Below are 18,091 nucleotides of genomic sequence, written 5' to 3'. Positions count from 1 at the left end.
CCGTCCCATTTTCTGGCGAGGAATCACGGTGAACAACGGGATCCCCCAGCAAGAGCACGCATGAAGAAATCGACATTCCTGATGGCGTCGCTCCTGTCGCTTCTGCCAGCCGCCGCCTTTGCACACCCGCACGTGTTCGTCGAGGCGCGGCTGGAGGTCGTCGCCGACGATGACGGCAATGTTGCCGAACTGCGCAACGTCTGGCGCTTCGACGAGGTCTTCTCGTCATCCGTCGTGATGGATTTCGACAAGAACGCTGACCTGAAGCTCGATCCGAACGAACTGGCCGAGGTCGGCAAGACCGTGCGGGATTCTCTGGTCGACTACGACTACTACATGAACCTCACGATGAACGGTAAGAACATCAAGGTGGGGAAGCCCGATCTGATCCATGTGGATTACAAGCAGGGCCAGCTCCTGATGTTCTTCGCGGTCAAGCCAGCGGAAAAAATGCCGCTCAAGGGCCGCCTGACCTTCGGCGTCTACGACCCGACGCTCTATACGTCGATCGACTTTCCGAGCGACAACGAGCTGGTCCTGGCCGGAGACAGCTTCAAGAGCTGCAAGCACCAGGTCGTTCGCCCGGATGCAGACCAGGTGATCGCCGAGAACAAGCAGTCCCTAACCGACGCTTTCTTCAACGATCCGACGGGGACGAACATGTCTAAGCTCTTTGCGACGCGACTGGACGTGACATGCTGAGGCACCGCCTTCGGCCGCTTGCCCTGGAAATAGCACTCGCGCTCATCGCGGGCATGGCCGTTGCACATGCGCAGTCGCCGCTCGGCATCGGCACGTCGGAACCGAGCTTCCAGCCGACCGGCGGCCCGCTGGCACCGATTCTACTCTATGTGAACGCGCAGCAGCAGGCCTTCTATCGCGCGCTGACGGGCGCGCTCCGCGCCATGCGCGAGGATTCGTGGCATCTCTGGATACTGATCGGCCTCTCCTTCGCCTATGGCGTCTTTCATGCCGCCGGGCCCGGACACGGCAAGGCCGTCATCTCTTCCTACATGATCGCCAACGAAATCGAGCTGAGGCGGGGCGTATCGATCTCCTTCGTGTCCGCCTTCCTCCAGGGAGTGGTCGCAATCGCGCTGGTCGGCGGAGCGTGGTTGGTGCTGCGCGGCACCGGCGTTACCCTAACGGCAGCGACGCAGGCGATGGAGATCGCCAGCTTCATCATGGTCACCCTCTTCGGGTGCTGGCTGCTGTTTCGCAAACTGCGCGGGATCATCGGCGGCATGCCACGCCGCGAGGTTATGACAACCTCCTCCGGCCCCGTCAGCATGATGCTGGACTGGAAGGAGAATGAGGAACAAAAGCAGGGCTCGAGCTACGCCTTCGGCGAGGCAGACGCGCTCAAGGCCGGACACAAATTCATTGCAGGCATGGCCTGCGAGACCTGTGGCCAATCACACATGCCAGACCCCTCCCTACTTGGCGCGGAAAAGTTCAATATCCGGGAAGCCTGGTCGGCCATCATCGCGGTCGGCCTGCGCCCATGCTCCGGCGCGCTGCTGGTAATGACCTTCTCGCTGCTGAACGGCCTCTATCTCGGCGGGGTCCTGTCGGTGATCGCGATGTCGTTCGGCACCGCTGTAACAGTCGCACTCCTGGCAACGCTCGCCGTTGCCGCCAAGGGCACGGCGATGCGGCTCGCAGGCCGAGGCTCTGCCGCCTCGACCTGGATCGGCAATACGATAGAAATTCTAGGCGCCCTGCTGGTGATTGCCATGGGCGCGCTGCTGCTCGGCGCCTCGCTGCAGAGCTAGTCAAACGCCTGCAGCGCTACTTGCCGCGCCGGCGCTGATAGCGTGCTCTCAGCCAGAAGACAACGAAGAAGGCAAGGATCAGGCAGGCGCCGACGCCAGCCGCCAGATAAGGTGAGTAGCTGCCGAGTGCGAGCACAATGGTCGGCATGAAATAGAGGACCAGGCCAGCCGCCACGAGGATGATGGCCGCCGCAATCGCCTGCGAACGGCCTTCCGATTTCGGAGCCGTCATGCGGCTGATTCCTTGCTGATCTCGGCGCGGATCTCCTCCAGCCGGCGCTTCTGCTTGCCGTCCGGATCGAAATTGTCAGGCGACAGCCAGGCCTCGAACGCTGCGTTCAGGACGGGCCATTCGGAATCGATCATCGAAAACCACGCCGTATCGCGATTTCGGCCCTTGGAGATCATATGCTGGCGAAACACGCCTTCGAAGGTGAAACCGTAGCGGGCCGCCGTCGTTTTGCTCGCCTCGTTCAGATTATCGCACTTCCACTCGTAGCGCCGGTAGCCGAGTGCCTCGAAGATATGCTTGGCCATGAGATAGTGAACTTCCGTGGAGAGCGGCGAGCGCTTCATGTCGGGACCGTGCGCGACGCCGCCGACCTCGATCACGCCATTGGCCGGATCGGCCCGCATGTAGTTCGCCATGCCGACGATCTTGCCGGAGCTGTTGTCACGGAAGATGTGCGTCAGCCAGCCCGATTTGGAGTAGACCGAATGAAGCCAGTTGGCGAAATCATCCATCCCGGTGAAATCGGGCTGCGCAAAATAACGCAGCAGCGGGTTGATGCCCATGCCGCCGAGGCCATCCCACAGCGCTTGCAGATGCTGCTCGCGGACATAGGGTTCGACGGTGACAAAACGCCCCTTGAGGGTCACCGGCCGGGGTTCCGGGCAACCCTTGAAATTCGATAGATCGCGCATGCGCTCCTCCAGATAAGGAGACATGGCTTAGGCCAGCCGTCCGGGAAAGGCAACTGGCCGTTTGATACGCTTACAAACCAACCTTGGCAGAGGAAACCGTCGCCTCGATGTGGTCGACCAGCGCATCCGGAAGACCGAGGCGACCGGCCAGCAGATCGAGGTAGCCGCGCTCGGCGCGCGAATCCGGCTCGATGGTCAGCCGCGAGGCGGTGTAGAGCTCCACCCGTTGCTCCTCGGTGACGGCGGCTGCGACCAGCGCATCGATATCCGTCGGCTGCGACAGCTCCCGTTCGACGAAGATGGCAGCTTCACCACTGACATCCGCGGCCTTGACCTTGTCGAGAATGAGGGCGCGTTCGCCGTCGTCGATATGGCCGTCGGCCTTTGCCGCCGCGATCATGGCGCGGATGAGAACGAGCACGAATTCGTTGCTTTGCGCAGGCGAGGCCGCACCGAACCCCGACTCGGCGGGCGGCGGCAGCACAGCCGTCTTTGGCGGCGGCGCATCGGATGGCGTCGCCGGTGCCTGCCCTGCCTGATAGTTCTTGTAGGCCTGGTAGCCGAGACCCGCGATCGCGGCGAGACCGCCGATAGCAAGCGCATTGCCGGCCATGCTGCGGCCGGTCTTGGTCCCCAGAAGCACGGTTGCCAGCGCGCCTGCCTTCCACGGATTGTCCTTGGCCATCTGGACCGCGTCACCCGCCCGGTCCCGGACGGAACCGCCGACACCCGGCACCTGCGAACCCAAGAACTGCTCAAGAAGCTTCTTCGCGTCGAACATTCCTCATCATCTCCCTGTCTAGAGGCCAGAGGGGAGATAGGTATCGGCAGCGAAAATACCAAATGCAGGTGGAGCATCCGCCTGCATTGAACGCAGTTTTCTCCGAAATCAGCCCTTCAACGCTGCCGCTTCCGACGCGAGCTTGGTGATGCCGGCCCAATCGCCAGCGGCGATCAGTTCCTTCGGCGCAACCCAGGAGCCGCCGACGCAGATGACGTTCGGCAGCGACAGGTAGTCCATCGCGTTCTTCAGCGAGATGCCGCCCGTCGGGCAGAAAACGGTGCCGGCGAGCGGCGAGGACAGTGCCTTGAGATAGGCGGCGCCACCGGCCTGCTCTGCCGGGAAGAACTTCAGGACCTGATAGCCTTCTTCGCGCAGCGCCATGACTTCGCTGGCGGTCGCAGCACCCGGCAGCAGGGGAACGGACGAAGCGCTTGCGGCATCGAGCAGTTCCTGCGTCGCGCCGGGGCTGACGATGAACTTCGAGCCGGCAGCGACCGCGGCGTCCCAATGAGCGGCATTGAGGATGGTGCCGGCTCCGACCTCGGCGCCTTCGACCTCGTCGGCAACGGCGCGGACGGCATCGAGTGCGGCCGACGTGCGCATGGTGATCTCGATTGCCTTCAGACCGCCTGCGACAAGGGCACGCGCCAGCAAAACGGCGGACTTGACGTCGTCGACGATCAGGACCGGGACAACAGGCTGGAGTTTCAGGATGGAAAGGAGCTTTTCTGTCTTCTCGCCCATGGCCGCGTGATCCTTTTGAACCGATTGAATTCGGGACCGAAATAACCCTAAGGGTAAGCTTTGTCGAGCCGAAACCCTTCTTTGGAATAGAATGGGTACCCATGGCGATAAAATTGGGCTAGCGTAATAAAATCGTCACACAAGGTTCACCGGGAATGGCGAAAGAAATCGAGCGGAAGTTTCTGGTGCACAGCGATGCCTGGCGCTCTGGAGCGGAGACGAAATCCCTTTTAAAACAAGGCTATATCGCCTCGATGGATGATCGGTCCGTGCGCGTGCGCGTGCTCGACAACGTGAAGGCACGGTTGACGGTCAAGATCGGCCGCAGCACGATGACCCGCGAGGAATTCGAATACGATATCCCCGTCGCCGACGCCGAACAGTTGCTTGACGACGCGATCGGCATCATCATCGAGAAAACCCGTTATCGCGTCCCCCACGGCGGTTTTGTCTGGGAGGTTGACGTGTTTGCCGGACAGCACCGTGGCTTGGTGATCGCCGAAGTGGAGATGCGCTCGGAGAGCGACAACCCCGCGCTGCCTTCATGGATCGGCCGCGAGGTGACAGGAGATTTCCGCTATTCAAACCAGGCGCTTGCCACTGAATACGAGCACGATCGGCATGCCCTTTCGCATACGGCCTGACCACAGTTTCACTGCAGAGTTCAGGAAGGCCGCTGCCGGCCAGCTTTCTCATGCGATCCGTACGCTTGAAGAAAGACCAGAGGGCAAGCACGAGGCGATCCACGCTTTTCGCAAAAACCTGAAGCGTGTGCGCTCCCTTTATCGCCTGGTGGCCAGCGAAGTCTCGGCGTTTCGCGAACACGAGAACGCTCGGCTTCGTGATGTAGCGATGTCTCTTTCGGCGATCCGAGATGCGACAGCGCTGATCGAGACCGCCGCCTACCTGAAGAAAAACGCCCGCAACACAGGAGAGGCGAAAGCACTTGGCCGCATTGTCGCAGCACTGGAAAGCCGGCGCGACCACATGGCCGACGCCGAGGTGGATATCGACAGGAAGCTCACTAAAGCGCCGGAGGTGCTGAGGGACGCCATTGCAGCGCTGGAAGAGGTCCACTTCAACGGCGGCCCGCGTCGGAATGCACAGCTTGTCGCCAGGGGCTGGGGCAAGACAACGCTGAAGGCGAGGAAAGCCATCGAGCATTGCCAGGCCGAGGCCTCAGCGGAAGCCTTTCACACACTGCGCAAGCGGGCACAGGACTACCGGGCATACCATCGGCTGCTTCGGCCGCTTTGGCCGGCAGCGATGAAGGCGAAATACGAGGTGACGAGCAGCCTGATCGATCTGCTCGGTCATATCCATGACCTCGACGTGCTCTGCGCATTGGTGGAGGCCGAGCCGCAACATTTTCCCAATGCCGACGATCTCGCGCGCCTGCTCGATGCGGTCATCTTCCGCCAGCAGGAGGACCGACATGCGGCACTGGAACGGGCAGAGGACGCCTTCGCCGATGATCCGCAGGAGGAAGCGGACCGGATCGAATTGCTCTGGCGAGCTCAGGTGAGCTGAAACGCCCCAATTGCGCAGACGGCCCGAAAGCTGTATTTGCAGCCGCATGACAGACACGCTGACCCAATCGACGGCAGCGGCGAGCCCCTTCCTCGTCGCGGCACTTTATCATTTCGTTTCCGTGCCGCGCTTTGAAAGCTTGCGCGAGCCGCTGCAGGCGCTTTGCGAAGAAAACGGCGTGAAGGGGACGCTGCTTCTGGCGCATGAAGGGATCAACGGCACGATCGCCGGACCGGACGCGGGTATCAAGACAGTGCTCGCCTATCTGCGTGCGCAGCCGGAATTTGCCGCTCTCGAGCACAAGGAGAGCCGCGCATCGAAGATGCCCTTCCTGCGCATGAAGGTGAAGCTCAAGAAAGAGATCGTCACCATGGGCGTCGAGAACATCGACCCCAACAAGGTGGTCGGTACCTACGTGGCACCGCAGGACTGGAATGCGCTGATCTCCGATCCGGATACCATCGTCATCGACACGCGCAACGATTACGAGACGGCGATCGGCATTTTTCGCGGCGCGCTTGATCCGCAGACCAAGACCTTCCGCGAGTTTCCAGACTGGGTGCGCAACAATACAGGCCTCCGCAACAAGCCGAGGATTGCCATGTATTGCACCGGCGGCATCCGCTGCGAGAAGGCCACCGCCTTCATGAAGGAACGGGGCTTCGACGAGGTCTACCACCTCAAGGGCGGTATCCTGAAATATCTCGAGGAAATCCCGCAGGAAGAAAGCCTCTGGGACGGCGCCTGCTTCGTCTTCGACGAGCGCGTGTCGGTCGAGCACGGGCTGAAGGAGGGCGAGCACAAGCTTTGCCACGCCTGCCGCAATCCGATCACTGCTGAAGAGACTACTTCACCCCACTACGAGGAAGGCGTCTCCTGCAGCAACTGTTACAGCACGCGCAGTGAGGACGACCGCCTGCGCTACCGCCAAAGACAGCATCAGATCGCACTTGCCAAGAAGCGCGGTCAGAAGCACATCGGAACCTGATCAGGCTGCATTGGTGCGGCGCGTTGTGACCTTCGCCGCGCGCGCCTGCATCAGCCGCTCGGTGATCTGATCGGCCGGCATCGGCCGGCCAAAGAAGTAGCCTTGCAACGTGTCGCAGCCGAAGAGCCGCACCGCAATGCCCTGCTCCTCGGTCTCAATACCCTCGGCCGTGACCGGTATATCGAGCGAGCGGGCCAGCGCCACTGTTGCCTGCAGCATTTCGCGCTGGCTGTCGCTTTCCAGGATATCCATGACCAGCGAGCGGTCGATCTTGATCCGGTCAAAACCGAACTGGCGCAGATAACCGATGGACGAGAAGCCCGAACCGAAGTCATCAAGCGCAATTTTGACACCCAGCGCCTTTAGCCGCTCGATCGCTTGGCGTGTGCGCTGCGGGTTCTGGATCATATAGCCTTCGGTGACTTCCAGCGTCACCCGCTTGGCCTCGATCTCTGTCTGCTTCAAGACGTAGCGGACATAGTCGGCAAAGGCGGGGTTGCGGAATTGCCCCGGAGAAACGTTGACCGAGATACGCAGTTCCGGCCACTGCTTGGCGGTTTCGCAGGCCTTGCGCAGCACGAAAAGCCCTAGCGCCTCGATAAGCCCGCTGGTTTCCGCGACAGGAATGAAGACTTCAGGCGAGACCGGTCCGTGACCCGGTCGGTTCCACCGCACCAATGCCTCGACGCCGGTCATTTCATGGGTCGCCGCATCGATCAGCGGCTGATAGGCGATCTGCAAGTCGCCGCCTTCGATCGCCATGCGCAAATCGAGTTCCAGCGCATTGCGCTCTTCGCGATCGGCGTCCATGGCGGGGTCGTAAAGTGTCATGCGTGCACGGCCAGCTTCCTTGGCCTTATACATGGCAAGGTCGGCCCGGCGCACCAGCTCTTCACGGTCGATCGTGCCACCTTCCGACATCGCGATACCGATGCTCGCGCCGATGACGACGACGCGTCGACCGATCTCCAGCGGCTCGGCCAGGAAATCCAGTATCTGCTCGGAAAGCTGCAGGGCAACCGCCTGTTCGCTCTCGGAAACAAAAGCAATGGCAAACTCGTCGCCGCCGATACGGGCGAGAACGGCGTTCTCCGGAATGAGCACGTTAAGGCCAGCGGCGACCGCGCGGATCAGCTGGTCGCCGGTGCCATGGCCATAAGCGTCGTTGACTTCCTTGAAGCCATCGAGATCGAGATAGAGGATAAGCACGTTGCGACGTGTCTGTGCCGCCTCGTCAACGAAGGCGTCGATTGCCGTTCCAAGCCCGTCGCGGTTCAGCAGGCCACTCAACCGATCACGATTGGCTTCCTCGCGGGCATTGATTTCTTCCGCCTTGAGGCGCCGCAGCGCCAGCCAGCCGATGATGAGCAGAACGACGAAGAACAGGCCGACAAGCCCGAGCGCCTCGACGACCATTGGACGAACTTCGCCATAGCCGATATCGCCGGGAGCCCGCGACATCCAGATAAGCTTTCCAAGGGCAACCGATTGCGCGTCCGAGATTGTCACCGAATAGGGGGCTTCGAAGTTCGGAGCGACCAGTTTCAACCCACCGATAACATAAGTCGCACCAAGCTCGGCGACCTTGTCGGCACTAAGGTGCCGCACGAATATGAGGTAGCGATGTTTTCCGGCCGGCACGTCAAGCGCACCGGATTTCTCGCGAACGAGCGCCACACCGACTGCCGCGATACCGGCCTTGGTGCCAATGAAGCCCGTCGCTTCCGGATTGTTCTGTGGCCCCGCAGCCTTTGCCTTGTTGAAAAGCATCCAGAGCGATGGGGAGAAGAATTCGTCCAGCGAGCCGTCCATCGGCTTGCCTTCCCGGTACGCCATGATCGGTTTCTTCTCATCATCGATGACGATCGCCATGTCGAAGAGGGAGCTGTTGACCGACATTTCGCCGTAGTTGCTGATCGTCCAGGCCATACCATCGGCCGTATAGACGTTCACCGCGGCATCGTCCCAGGCCGCGTAGTCGTTGAGCGTCGCGCCCAACTGCATCTCGAAGGTCTTCAGTGCGCCGGATATGGTTTCCCACGAGCGCTCGTCGTCCAGCACATTCGATCGCTCCGCAACGCGTTCAAGCGCGCTGAGCACCATGACCGTGACAATCGCGACGACAATGGCAAAAGAAAAAAGCACGCCGGCAACGGTCGCATGACGACCGATGCCCGAAATTTTTCTGCCGCCCTCGAAAAATGCCCGCATTCACTGCTCCCCGATCAAGGAAGTCTGCCAGCGAATGGCTCAAAAAACGGTTAAAGGGCGATATAACGATTAATCGTCCACGATTTGGCAAAAGCGTGCGAATAACGCAGACATGCGCATATTTTCTCAATAGTTTCAAAAGCTTGAGAAAACAAGCTAGATCCCGGCGCGATTGATTGCAGCGCAGAATTTTACAAGCGCTGATACAAGAAGACCGTTTTGGACGCTCTCGGCGAGGACGGCGGCCTGTACGTCCTCCGATTTGCCGAGCAACGAGATCGGTAGAAAGGCCTCGTCGACAAGCCGAAACGACATTGTCTTCACGACCTCGGTCAGTTGGTCCAGCGCGAAATCGCCGCGATGCGAGGCATGCGCGATCATCGCGGGCTTGAACGGCACCTCGTCGCGGGAGACCAGCCAATCCAGTGCGTTCTTCAGTCCGCCCGGCAGGCCATGGGCATATTCCGGGCAGGCGATGACGATGCCATCGCACGCACGGACCTTGGCCGCGAATTCTTCAACAACGACAGGCGTGTTCTCGCCCTCGCGATCAGGGTTGAAGATCGGCAGCTCGCCGATGAGCTCGCTGATCTCAATCGAAACGCCTGCCGGCGCATTGTCGCGCAGCGCTTCGAGCAGCCGGCGATTGGTCGAAGCCTTTCGCTGGCTGCCGCAGAGCGCATAGAGGAAGAGCGGCTTTTCCATGCGCCCGGTTTAAGCCACGGCGCCGATTCGCGCCATGCGCTCGTCAGCTGCTCTTGTGGTTGCCCTTCGGGAACTGTGCGGCAAGTTCGCTGTACCACTTGCCACTCTTCTTCACGGTGCGGACCTGGGTGTCATAGTCGACATGCACGAGACCGAAGCGCATGCGATAGCCCTCTGCCCACTCGAAATTGTCCATCAGACTCCAGGCGAAGTAGCCGCGCATCGGATAGCCGTCCTTGATCAGGTCGGCGACGACATCGAGGTGCTCGCTATAGTAGTCGAGGCGCGGCTGGTCATCGACCTCACCGTTTACGACGCCCATGTCGTAGCAGGCGCCGTTCTCCGTGATGTAGCACTCCGGCAGCTCGTAGCGGCGATAGAGATCCTCGACGACGTTCCTCAGGCCGGGCGCGTAGACTTCCCAGCCGATATCGGTCTTCACGTCGCTGGCGCGCGGCGCCTCGACCGTCCAGGGGAAGTCGCCGTTCTTATCAGGATCGTCGGCAACGCGTAGCGGCGTGTAGTAGTTGAGACCCCACCAGTCGAGCTTCTGATTGATGATCCTGAGGTCGCTCTCTTGCACGACCGGCATGCGGTCGCCGAGCGCTTCCAGGAACTCTTTCGGATATTCGCCCATGAAGACCGGATCGAAGAAGGCGCCGTTATGGAACTGGTGCGCGCGTTCGCCCGCCGCCTTGTCGGCTGCGCAGTCAGAGCCCGGCATGACGGACATCGCATTGAGTACGAGCCCGACCGGCACGTTCGGCGCCTCGGCCCGGATCGCCTCGACGCCGAGGCCATGCGCGAGGTTCATATGGTGCATGGCGTGGAGCGCGGCTTGCATGTTGCGCTCGCCCGGCGCATGAATGCCGTAGAGGTGGCCGAGCCAGACGATGCACCACGGCTCGTTGAAGGTCGCGACGCTGTCGAGGCGGTCGCCAAGGCGGGCCATCACGGTCTTGGCGTAGCGCTGGAACGCGTAGGCCGTCGAGCGCGCCGTCCAGCCGCCGTCGCCGGCGAGAAGCAGCGGCAGATCCCAATGGTAGAGCGTTGCGAAGGTCTTGATGCCGCGCGCCTTGCAGCCATCGACGAGACGATCGTAGAAATCGAGCCCCGCCTCGTTCACCGGACCGGTGCCGTCAGGGATGATGCGTGGCCAGGCGATCGAGAAGCGATAGGCTTCGACGCCCATGGACTTGATGAGATCGAGATCCTGATCGAGCCGATTGTAATGATCGCAGGCGACATCGCCGTTGTCGCGGTTGAAGACGCGGCCCGGCATGTTGCAGAAGGCGTCCCAGATGGAAGGCTTGCGGCCGTCTGCCTTGGAAGCGCCCTCGATCTGGAACGCTGCCGTCGCAACGCCAAAGGTGAAATCGCCCGGGAAGCAGGCAGCAAGGGTCTTCGGATCGATCATGGAAATCCCATTCTTTTGGTTTCGAGGGCGGTTTAGCCAAGCGAGCGGGCGTTGTACAGGGTGGAAATGACAGCGCTGTAACGTTTCAGTCGCGCCCTTGCCGCCGTTCCGCGTGCTGCCGATGCCACTGCCTTGCATTACGCGTCTTTTCGCGAAACAACCCTCTCATGAGCATTCCCGCGACACATCCTTTCGCCTTCGACCCCACCTACGGCATGACGCCTGCCGACTTAAAGGCAATCGTCCCGCCGGAGGCGCCGGCGGGCTTCGACGGGTTCTGGCAGGCCCGATACGAAAAGGCGATCGCTACCGACCCGCAGCCGGTGCTCAGAAAGAGCAAGCTGACGCATCCTGACTGGCAGGTTGTCGACATCGCCTACACCTCCACCGGTGGCTTCGAGATCGGCGGCTGGTTGCTTTTGCCGCGCGAACGGCCGGTGCGCCGCGGGCTGGTGGTGGGCCACGGCTACGGCGGTCGCGACGCGCCGGATTTCGACCTGCCGGTCGAGGAGGCGGCCATTCTCTTCCCCTGCTCCCGCGGCCTGTCGCTTAGCGCCCGCCCGCCAATCCCGCTTGATGCGTCTGGCCACGTCCTGCAGGGCATAGACCGTCCGGACACCTACATCATCGGTGGCTGTGTCGATGATCTCTGGCTTGCCGTTTCAACGCTCCTGACGCTCTATCCGTGGCTTGCCGGTCACATCGGTTACAGCGGCATCAGCTTCGGCGGCGGCATCGGTGCACTGGCGATCCCATTCGATCCGCGCATCAGCCGCGGCCACCTCGTCGTCCCAACCTTCGGCGACCGGGAGCAATGGCTGACCCTGCCGACCGTCGGCAGCGCCTTTTCCGTGCAGACCTATCAGAAGACTCATGGAAGCGTGCTTAAGACCCTGCGCATGTTCGACGCGGCAACTGCCGCAAGCCGGATCAAGGTGCCGATGCTGGCAGCCGTCGCCCTCTTCGACCCCGCCGTCGCACCGCCCTGCCAGTACGCGGTGGCCAACGCCCTGCCGACATCAAAGTATAATGAAACCTTCATATTGGACGCTGGACACTTCGATTATCCTGGAAGCACCGAGCAGAACGCGATTCTGCGTGAGAAAGTCCGAGATTTTTTCAAGGTGTTATGAACCGGGAATATTTGCGCTGGCATAGTCCGCGCCTGCATCGCGAAATGGAGCTACTGGTGTTCGGCCATGCCGGCGCCAAGGTGCTGATGTTTCCGACGCGCGAGGGACGTTTCTGGGAATATGAGAGGCTCGGTCTTGTTGAAAGCCTTGCCGACAAGCTGCAAGCCGGCCAACTGCAACTCTATTGCATCGAGGGGCTGGCCGCAGAGACCTTCTACGGCTACGACCGGCATCCGGCCGAACGCATCCGTCGCCACACGGCCTTCGAAGAGTATATCCTGAATGAAGTCCTGCCGCTCATGGCGTCGAAAAACGGACATGAGTGCACCATCGTGCATGGCTGCAGCCTCGGCGCTTTCCAGGCCGCGAGCCTCGTCTTTCGGCATCCGCACCTGTTCCGCAAGCTCGTCGCCTTTTCCGGCCGCTACGACCTGACGATAGGGGTCGAATCCTTCGGCGATCTGTTTGACGGCTATTACGATGATGCGGTCTATTTCCACACGCCGACGCACTTCCTGCCGGGGCTCCATGGCGGCCGGCAGCTGGCGAAGCTGCGCGAGGTCGAGATTGTCCTGACCATCGGTGACGCCGACCCTTTCCTGGACAACAACTATCACCTCAGCCGTCTGCTTGCGGAAAAGCAGGTCGGCCATCAGCTCCATGTCTGGGAAGGCCGTGCTCACCGGGCAGGTGCCTGGCGCAAGATGGCGGGCCTCTATATTTGACACCGCACTCAGCGCCTAGAGGAGAACCTCTTCGCCAAGCGGAAGCTGAAGCCGCCGAGATATCTCGATATTCTCCAGAAACACCTCGTCGTGACTGACGACAAGCAGCGCACCGTCATAGGCTTGCAGACCCGCCTCCACGGCGGCGAGGGAATCGATGTCGAGATGGTTCGTCGGCTCGTCGAGGATCAGCAGCGGCGGCTTTGCACCGCCAAGCACACAGGCAAGGCCAGCGCGCAGCAACTGCCCGCCAGAGAGCGTCGAAACTTGCTGCAGGGCGGCATCCGCCCGAAACATGAAACGCGCCAGCGCTGCGTGGCAGGCATTCTCATTGGCATCGGGATTGAGATTGCGGAAGTTCTCGCGGATCGACAGTGATCGATCGAGCAGGCTGACACTCTGATCGAACAGCGAAAAGCCGGTCATGACGGCGACCGTGCCTGACCAGGGCTGTAGCGTGCCCGTGATCAGCGCCAGCAGCGTCGTCTTGCCAGAGCCGTTCGGACCGGCGATCGCGACGCGATCGGGGCCGGTCATGGCGAAGGAAAGGTTTCGGATGATCGGCTCGCCCGGCCCATAGCCGGCGGTGACGCCATCCAGCCGCAGAACATCCCTGCCCGGCGGCAGCCCCGTTGGCGCAAGCTGCGCCGAGAAGGGCTGAAGGATCTCGATCCGCTGCCGCGCAGCGGACGCCTCTTCCATCGCCTCCTCACGGCGTCGTTCGCCAAGGCGAACCTTGTTGCCGCTGGTGTTTTCCGCCGCCCGCTTGAGACCACCGGCGACGATACGGGGCATATCGCCCCTTGCCGCCTTCTTGCGGCCGTTGCGATCGCTGCGGGCCTGCCGCTCCGCCGTGACCTGAGCGCTGCGGACCACATCGGCCACGCGCCGCTCCGCATCCGCGAGATCGTGTTCGGCGGCGGCCAGCTCTAAGGCCTTGCGCTCCCGAAAGGCGCTCCAGTTTCCACCGTATCGCCGGGCGCCGAGCGTCGTGATCTCGACGATGGCATCCATGGTCTCGAGCAGTTCCCGATCATGGCTGACGACGATGGTGCCGGCACGCCAGCCGGCAAGCAGTGCGATAACCGCCTCGCGCCCATCCCGGTCGAGATTGTTCGTCGGCTCGTCGAGGATAAGGAAATCAGGGTTGGAGAAGACGAGCGCTGCGAGAGCGGCGCGCGTCCGCTGCCCGCCGGAAAGCGAGGCAAGCAGGGTCTCCGGCTGGGCATCGAGCCCGGCACGCTCGAGTGCTGCAGCGATGCGCGCTTCGACGGTCCAATCTGCCACGGCAATCTCGTCGGCAGTGGCCTCACCGGCCTCGGCTCGACGTAAGATGGCCAAAGCATTGCTGGCGCCGAAGAAGTCGACGACCGCTGCGCCCTCCTCCACCTGCACCGCCTGGCGCAGGATGCCGAGCCGCCCGCCGAAGGCAATGCTGCCGGATTGCGGCTGCAATTCGCCCGCCACAAGCTTGAGCAGCGTCGTCTTGCCAACGCCGTTGCGACCGACGAGACCGGTTCGCTCGGCGCCGAAGCTCAGATCGAGATTGGAAAGAAGGGTCCGCCCGTCAGGCGTGGACCACGAAAGATTGGACAGGGTAATGGATGCAGGCATGGATAAAGGGCTCCCGAATGGCAAGGCGAACTGGCGTTGCGATCGGGGTGAAATCCATTGCTGCACACATCCTGTTGGTATTGGCGATGGCCGCAATCTAGGTGGGCACCACGCCGAAATCAAGGCGGCGGACGACCGAACCGACATCATTGGAGCTGCGCCGGCCAGCAATCAGCGACGATTCGGCCGGATACGGATGAAGACCGGCCGCAACATTTCTATCATATTGAAAACGCTGATAGCGCCGACATCAGAAGTCGTGAATTTGCGATGCTGGCAAGGGGGCAAGCATTTCAGGTTTTGACGGAAGCGTATCCGGCATTGGCGAAGTAATTGCTGCATTCGCGGGGCTCTATGGTTGTGACGAGGTGTCCGACGTGGCGTCAGGTGTCATCGATGGTTCGCTTCTGAGCCAGGCGCATCCAGTGCTTGATTTTGGCGAAAGCCTGTTCAATCGGGTTGAGGTCGGGGAGTATGGCGGCAGGTACCAGAGCCGAGCACCAGCGTTCTTTCTCTATCTGGTTGCAGCCGGCGGCGGCCCCTTCAGCGTTGACGCGCTGACCAAGCGCAAGCAGGCCGCGGCCTAACAAATGCCTGGCTCGAGGCGGCAGATTTGCCGCTTCGAGCCACGATGCCGATAAACGGCTAGGGCTTCTGCGCGCTGTCCTTGAGCTTCACGGCCATCGAGACGGTGCCACGCACGATAATGTCGTTTCGCGAACCACGATTGAGATCCGCGCTGCTCGTGAGGTTAGTGATCTGGCAGCTCTCTGCCAGCGTCTGCAGGATGAGATCGCACTGCCCTCCCGCCATCAGGTAGAACCCTTTCTGGGCGGCCTTGATCTGTTCACCGGTTTCCTGCCCGGCCTCGACAGGCACCGACAGGGATACAGTCGTCTGCACGTTCACCATGCCGGGAACACGCTGGCCGGCATAGAAGTTCGGCACGCGATTGGGGACCTCCTGCGACAGCGCCGGAAAAGCCGCGAGCGCAAAGGCGCATGTCAAAACTCTCGAAGAAGCTTTCATCGAACGTCTCTCCATCTGGTTGCACTCATTTCTGCCACAGCATTGTTAAACGACAATGAGCGCACTCCCTAATATTGCAGGAAGCGCGCTCATTAGTTGTATCAGTCAGTCTGGTGGAGTAAAGGTCAGACCTTGACCCAGGCACCGTTCTTCTTCGAGGAAGCAACGCAGGCTTCGACGAAGGCAACGCCCTTCACACCGTCATCTACGGTAGGATAGACAACCGCCTCGTCGACGGCCTTGCCCTTCTTGTGGGCGTTGATGGCATGTGCCGCCTCGGTATAGATCGTCGCGAAGGCTTCGAGGTAGCCTTCCGGATGACCGGACGGGATGCGCGAAACGCGGGCTGCGGCCGGGCCGGAACCGGCGCCGCTACGCGTGATCAGGCGCTTCGGCTCGCCGAACGGCGTGAACCAGAGGTAGTTCGGATCGGCCTGAACCCATTCGAGACCGCCCTTGGTCCCGTAGACGCGGACCTTCAGGCCGTTCTCGTGGCCCGGCGCCACTTGGCTGCACCAGAGCATGCCCTTGGCCGGCTTTTCGCTCCCCTTTGCCTTGAAGCGCAGCATCACGTGGGCGTTGTCGTCCAACCGGCGGCCGGGCACAAAGCTGTCGAGATCGGCGGCAAGGCTGTCGAGTTCGAGGCCGGACACGAAGGAGGCGAGGTTATAGGCATGCGTGCCGATATCGCCGGTCGAACCGCCGGCACCCGACTGCGCCGGGTCGGTGCGCCAGACAGCCTGCTTGGCACCCGTCTGCTCGACGGCTTCCGTCAGCCAGTCCTGCGGATATTCCGCCTGGACGATGCGGATATCGCCCAGCTCGCCAGTGGCGATCATCTCGCGTGCCTGACGAACCATCGGATAGCCGGTGTAGTTGTGAGTCAGGATGAAAAGAGCGCCGCTTTCGTCGGCCACCTTCTTCAGCTTCTTGGCGTCGGCAAGGTTCGAGGTCAGCGGCTTGTCGCAGATGACGTGAATGCCGCGACGCAGGAATTCCTTGGCGGCGTCATAGTGTACATGGTTCGGCGTGACGATCGAAACGGCCTCGATGCCGTTTTTCAGCTTCGCTTCGCGGATCGCCATTTCGCGGTAGCTCGAATAGGTGCGCGACGGATCGAGGCCGAGGTCGCGGCCCGATGCGATCGCCTTCTCGGGCGTCGACGACAGCGCGCCGGCGATCAGGTCGTACTGGTCGTCGATGCGGGCAGCGATGCGATGGACGGCGCCGATGAACGCGCCTGCACCGCCGCCGACCATGCCGAGACGGATGCGCGGTTCTCGCGCCTGTTCTGTGAATGCTTCAATTGTCATTGGTTCCTCCAAAAATGCGTAGGGCAAAAACAGCCCGTTCCTCGGTGGCTGGGGAAGGGAGAACCCCTTCCCGCTGCGTTCCAAGCGGCCCTTCCTGTAGAGAAGGGCCGCGGCCTTAGAGACCGAGCATACGTCGGTTGGCCGCTTGGTCCGTGCCGCCGGCGGCGAAGTCGTCGAATGCCTTTTCCGTGACGCGGATGATGTGCGCCTTGACGAACTCGGCGCCTTCGCGTGCGCCGTCTTCCGGATGCTTCAGCGCGCATTCCCACTCGACCACGGCCCAGCCGTCGAAGTTGTTGGCCGTCATCTTCGAGAAGACCGCGCCGAAATCGACCTGACCGTCGCCGAGCGAGCGGAAGCGGCCGGCGCGTTCCACCCAGCCCTGGTAACCGCCATAGACGCCCTGGCGGCCGGTCGGGTTAAACTCGGCATCCTTGACGTGGAACATCTTGATCCGGTCCTTGTAGATGTCGATGTTCTCGAGATAGTCGAGGCACTGCAGGATGTAGTGCGACGGATCGTAGAGCATGTTGGCGCGCGGATGGTTGCCGACGCGCTCCAGGAACATCTCGTAGGTGATGCCATCGTGCAGGTCTTCGCCGGGATGGATTTCGTAGCAGACGTCGACGCCGTTCTCGTCGGCGTGATCGAGGATCGGCTTCCAGCGGCGGGCAAGCTCGTCGAAGGCGGTTTCGACGAGACCGGCGGGGCGCTGGGGCCACGGATAGACGAACGGCCAAGCGAGCGCGCCGGAGAAGGTCGCATGTGCCTTGATGCCGAGGTGCTTCGAGGCCGTCAGCGCCATCTTGACCTGTTCGACAGCCCATTCCTGACGCGCCTTCGGATTACCGCGCACCTCGGGTGCCGCGAAGCCGTCGAACGCTTCGTCGTAGGCCGGATGCACCGCGACAAGCTGGCCCTGAAGATGGGTGGAAAGCTCGGTGACTTCGACGCCGTTCTGCCGTGCCACGCCGGCGAATTCGTCGCAATAATCCTTCGAGGAAGCCGCCTTCTTAAGGTCGATCAGCTGGCCGGCCCAGGTCGGAACCTGCACGCCCTTGTAACCGATGTCGGCCGCCCATTTGGTGATCGAATCCCACGAGTTGAAAGGCGCGGCATCGCCCGCGAACTGTCCAAGGAACAGGCCTGGGCCCTTGATCGTTTTCATGTCAATTCCTCCCTAAAAGATGACCGTAAAC

The 18,091-nt window shown here is 61.7% G+C and carries 19 protein-coding genes and 1 pseudogene; 8 read left to right on the top strand and 12 right to left on the bottom strand.

Annotated elements, in window-relative coordinates:
* Nucleotides 1–60 precede the first annotated feature (60 nt).
* Nucleotides 61–702, top strand: coding sequence for a DUF1007 family protein (locus FHT71_RS27695; RefSeq protein ID WP_183722920.1), 642 nt, complete (start codon nucleotides 61–63; stop codon nucleotides 700–702).
* A gap of 53 nt (nucleotides 703–755) precedes the next feature.
* Nucleotides 756–1,775, top strand: a complete 1,020-nt coding sequence (locus FHT71_RS27690; protein ID WP_245505428.1) for a nickel/cobalt transporter — start codon at nucleotides 756–758, stop codon at nucleotides 1,773–1,775.
* Between the two features lie 16 nt (nucleotides 1,776–1,791).
* Here FHT71_RS27690 and FHT71_RS27685 read toward each other — a convergent pair whose 3' ends face one another.
* The 4 genes from FHT71_RS27685 to FHT71_RS27670 form a co-directional block, all read right to left on the bottom strand.
* Nucleotides 1,792–2,007 carry a hypothetical protein gene (locus tag FHT71_RS27685; protein WP_007802896.1) on the bottom strand — a complete coding sequence of 72 codons (216 nt, stop codon included), beginning with the start codon at nucleotides 2,005–2,007 and terminating at the stop codon, nucleotides 1,792–1,794.
* On the bottom strand, nucleotides 2,004–2,699 hold the full coding sequence (locus FHT71_RS27680) for a GNAT family protein (RefSeq protein ID WP_007802898.1): 696 nt from the start codon (nucleotides 2,697–2,699) through the stop codon (nucleotides 2,004–2,006). The genes FHT71_RS27685 and FHT71_RS27680 overlap by 4 nt, the downstream gene beginning before the upstream one ends.
* Nucleotides 2,700–2,769: 70 nt before the next feature.
* Nucleotides 2,770–3,480 (bottom strand): tellurite resistance TerB family protein, encoded by a 711-nt coding sequence (locus FHT71_RS27675; RefSeq protein ID WP_132589112.1) that lies wholly within the window; start codon nucleotides 3,478–3,480, stop codon nucleotides 2,770–2,772.
* 108 nt (nucleotides 3,481–3,588) lie between these two features.
* Entirely contained in the window at nucleotides 3,589–4,227 is a 639-nt protein-coding gene (locus FHT71_RS27670; RefSeq protein WP_007802903.1) for a 2-dehydro-3-deoxy-phosphogluconate aldolase, read from the bottom strand.
* 155 nt (nucleotides 4,228–4,382) lie between these two features.
* Here FHT71_RS27670 and FHT71_RS27665 point away from each other — a divergent pair, with 155 nt between their 5' ends.
* From FHT71_RS27665 to FHT71_RS27655, 3 genes are read left to right on the top strand one after another with little or no spacing between them, the layout of a single operon-like run.
* The gene (locus FHT71_RS27665; protein ID WP_132589111.1) at nucleotides 4,383–4,871 is read left to right on the top strand and encodes a CYTH domain-containing protein; all 489 of its coding nucleotides are present in this window, start codon (nucleotides 4,383–4,385) and stop codon (nucleotides 4,869–4,871) included.
* The gene (locus tag FHT71_RS27660; protein ID WP_183722918.1) at nucleotides 4,849–5,757 is read left to right on the top strand and encodes a CHAD domain-containing protein; all 909 of its coding nucleotides are present in this window, start codon (nucleotides 4,849–4,851) and stop codon (nucleotides 5,755–5,757) included. Before FHT71_RS27665 ends, FHT71_RS27660 begins: the two co-directional genes overlap by 23 nt.
* A gap of 46 nt (nucleotides 5,758–5,803) precedes the next feature.
* Nucleotides 5,804–6,745 (top strand): rhodanese-related sulfurtransferase, encoded by a 942-nt coding sequence (locus FHT71_RS27655; RefSeq protein ID WP_132589109.1) that lies wholly within the window; start codon nucleotides 5,804–5,806, stop codon nucleotides 6,743–6,745.
* On the opposite strand, the gene FHT71_RS27650 is transcribed toward FHT71_RS27655, so the two are convergent.
* From FHT71_RS27650 to FHT71_RS27640, 3 genes are all read right to left on the bottom strand, one after another.
* Nucleotides 6,746–8,956, bottom strand: coding sequence for an EAL domain-containing protein (locus FHT71_RS27650; protein WP_132589108.1), 2,211 nt, complete (start codon nucleotides 8,954–8,956; stop codon nucleotides 6,746–6,748).
* A gap of 156 nt (nucleotides 8,957–9,112) precedes the next feature.
* The gene (locus FHT71_RS27645) at nucleotides 9,113–9,661 is read right to left on the bottom strand and encodes an NADPH-dependent FMN reductase (protein ID WP_183722916.1); all 549 of its coding nucleotides are present in this window, start codon (nucleotides 9,659–9,661) and stop codon (nucleotides 9,113–9,115) included.
* A gap of 43 nt (nucleotides 9,662–9,704) precedes the next feature.
* A complete protein-coding gene (locus FHT71_RS27640; protein WP_183722914.1) occupies nucleotides 9,705–11,078 on the bottom strand; it encodes a GH1 family beta-glucosidase in 1,374 nt (457 codons plus the stop codon).
* 167 nt (nucleotides 11,079–11,245) lie between these two features.
* Here FHT71_RS27640 and FHT71_RS27635 point away from each other — a divergent pair, with 167 nt between their 5' ends.
* Nucleotides 11,246–12,211 (top strand): acetylxylan esterase, encoded by a 966-nt coding sequence (locus tag FHT71_RS27635; protein ID WP_132589105.1) that lies wholly within the window; start codon nucleotides 11,246–11,248, stop codon nucleotides 12,209–12,211.
* On the top strand, nucleotides 12,208–12,936 hold the full coding sequence (locus FHT71_RS27630) for an alpha/beta hydrolase-fold protein (protein ID WP_132589104.1): 729 nt from the start codon (nucleotides 12,208–12,210) through the stop codon (nucleotides 12,934–12,936). Before FHT71_RS27635 ends, FHT71_RS27630 begins: the two co-directional genes overlap by 4 nt.
* A 15-nt stretch (nucleotides 12,937–12,951) precedes the next feature.
* Here the strand turns inward: FHT71_RS27630 and FHT71_RS27625 are convergent, their stop codons facing one another.
* Nucleotides 12,952–14,550 carry an ABC-F family ATP-binding cassette domain-containing protein gene (locus FHT71_RS27625; protein WP_183722912.1) on the bottom strand — a complete coding sequence of 533 codons (1,599 nt, stop codon included), beginning with the start codon at nucleotides 14,548–14,550 and terminating at the stop codon, nucleotides 12,952–12,954.
* On the opposite strand from FHT71_RS27625, the gene FHT71_RS27620 reads away from it, so the two are divergent.
* Nucleotides 14,537–14,854, top strand: a complete 318-nt coding sequence (locus tag FHT71_RS27620) for a hypothetical protein (RefSeq protein ID WP_165933070.1) — start codon at nucleotides 14,537–14,539, stop codon at nucleotides 14,852–14,854. The two genes, FHT71_RS27625 and FHT71_RS27620, sit on opposite strands and share 14 nt — an antisense overlap.
* On the opposite strand, the pseudogene FHT71_RS27615 reads toward FHT71_RS27620, so the two are convergent.
* The 4 genes and pseudogenes from FHT71_RS27615 to FHT71_RS27595 form a co-directional block, all read right to left on the bottom strand.
* Nucleotides 14,844–15,061 (bottom strand): annotated as a pseudogene (locus FHT71_RS27615) (transposase); the annotation flags it as partial. The gene FHT71_RS27620 and the pseudogene FHT71_RS27615 overlap by 11 nt on opposite strands.
* 134 nt (nucleotides 15,062–15,195) lie before the next feature.
* Complete coding sequence (locus tag FHT71_RS27605; protein ID WP_132589102.1) at nucleotides 15,196–15,579, bottom strand: hypothetical protein; 384 nt, start codon at nucleotides 15,577–15,579, stop codon at nucleotides 15,196–15,198.
* A gap of 125 nt (nucleotides 15,580–15,704) precedes the next feature.
* Nucleotides 15,705–16,892 (bottom strand): Gfo/Idh/MocA family oxidoreductase, encoded by a 1,188-nt coding sequence (locus FHT71_RS27600; protein ID WP_183722910.1) that lies wholly within the window; start codon nucleotides 16,890–16,892, stop codon nucleotides 15,705–15,707.
* 115 nt (nucleotides 16,893–17,007) lie between these two features.
* Nucleotides 17,008–18,060 carry a sugar phosphate isomerase/epimerase gene (locus FHT71_RS27595; RefSeq protein ID WP_183722908.1) on the bottom strand — a complete coding sequence of 351 codons (1,053 nt, stop codon included), beginning with the start codon at nucleotides 18,058–18,060 and terminating at the stop codon, nucleotides 17,008–17,010.
* Between the last annotated feature and the right edge of the window lie 31 nt (nucleotides 18,061–18,091).

It is taken from the genome of Rhizobium sp. BK060 (assembly GCF_014193145.1).
GTDB lineage: Bacteria > Pseudomonadota > Alphaproteobacteria > Rhizobiales > Rhizobiaceae > Rhizobium.
This window is presented reverse-complemented; position numbering and strand designations above follow the sequence as displayed.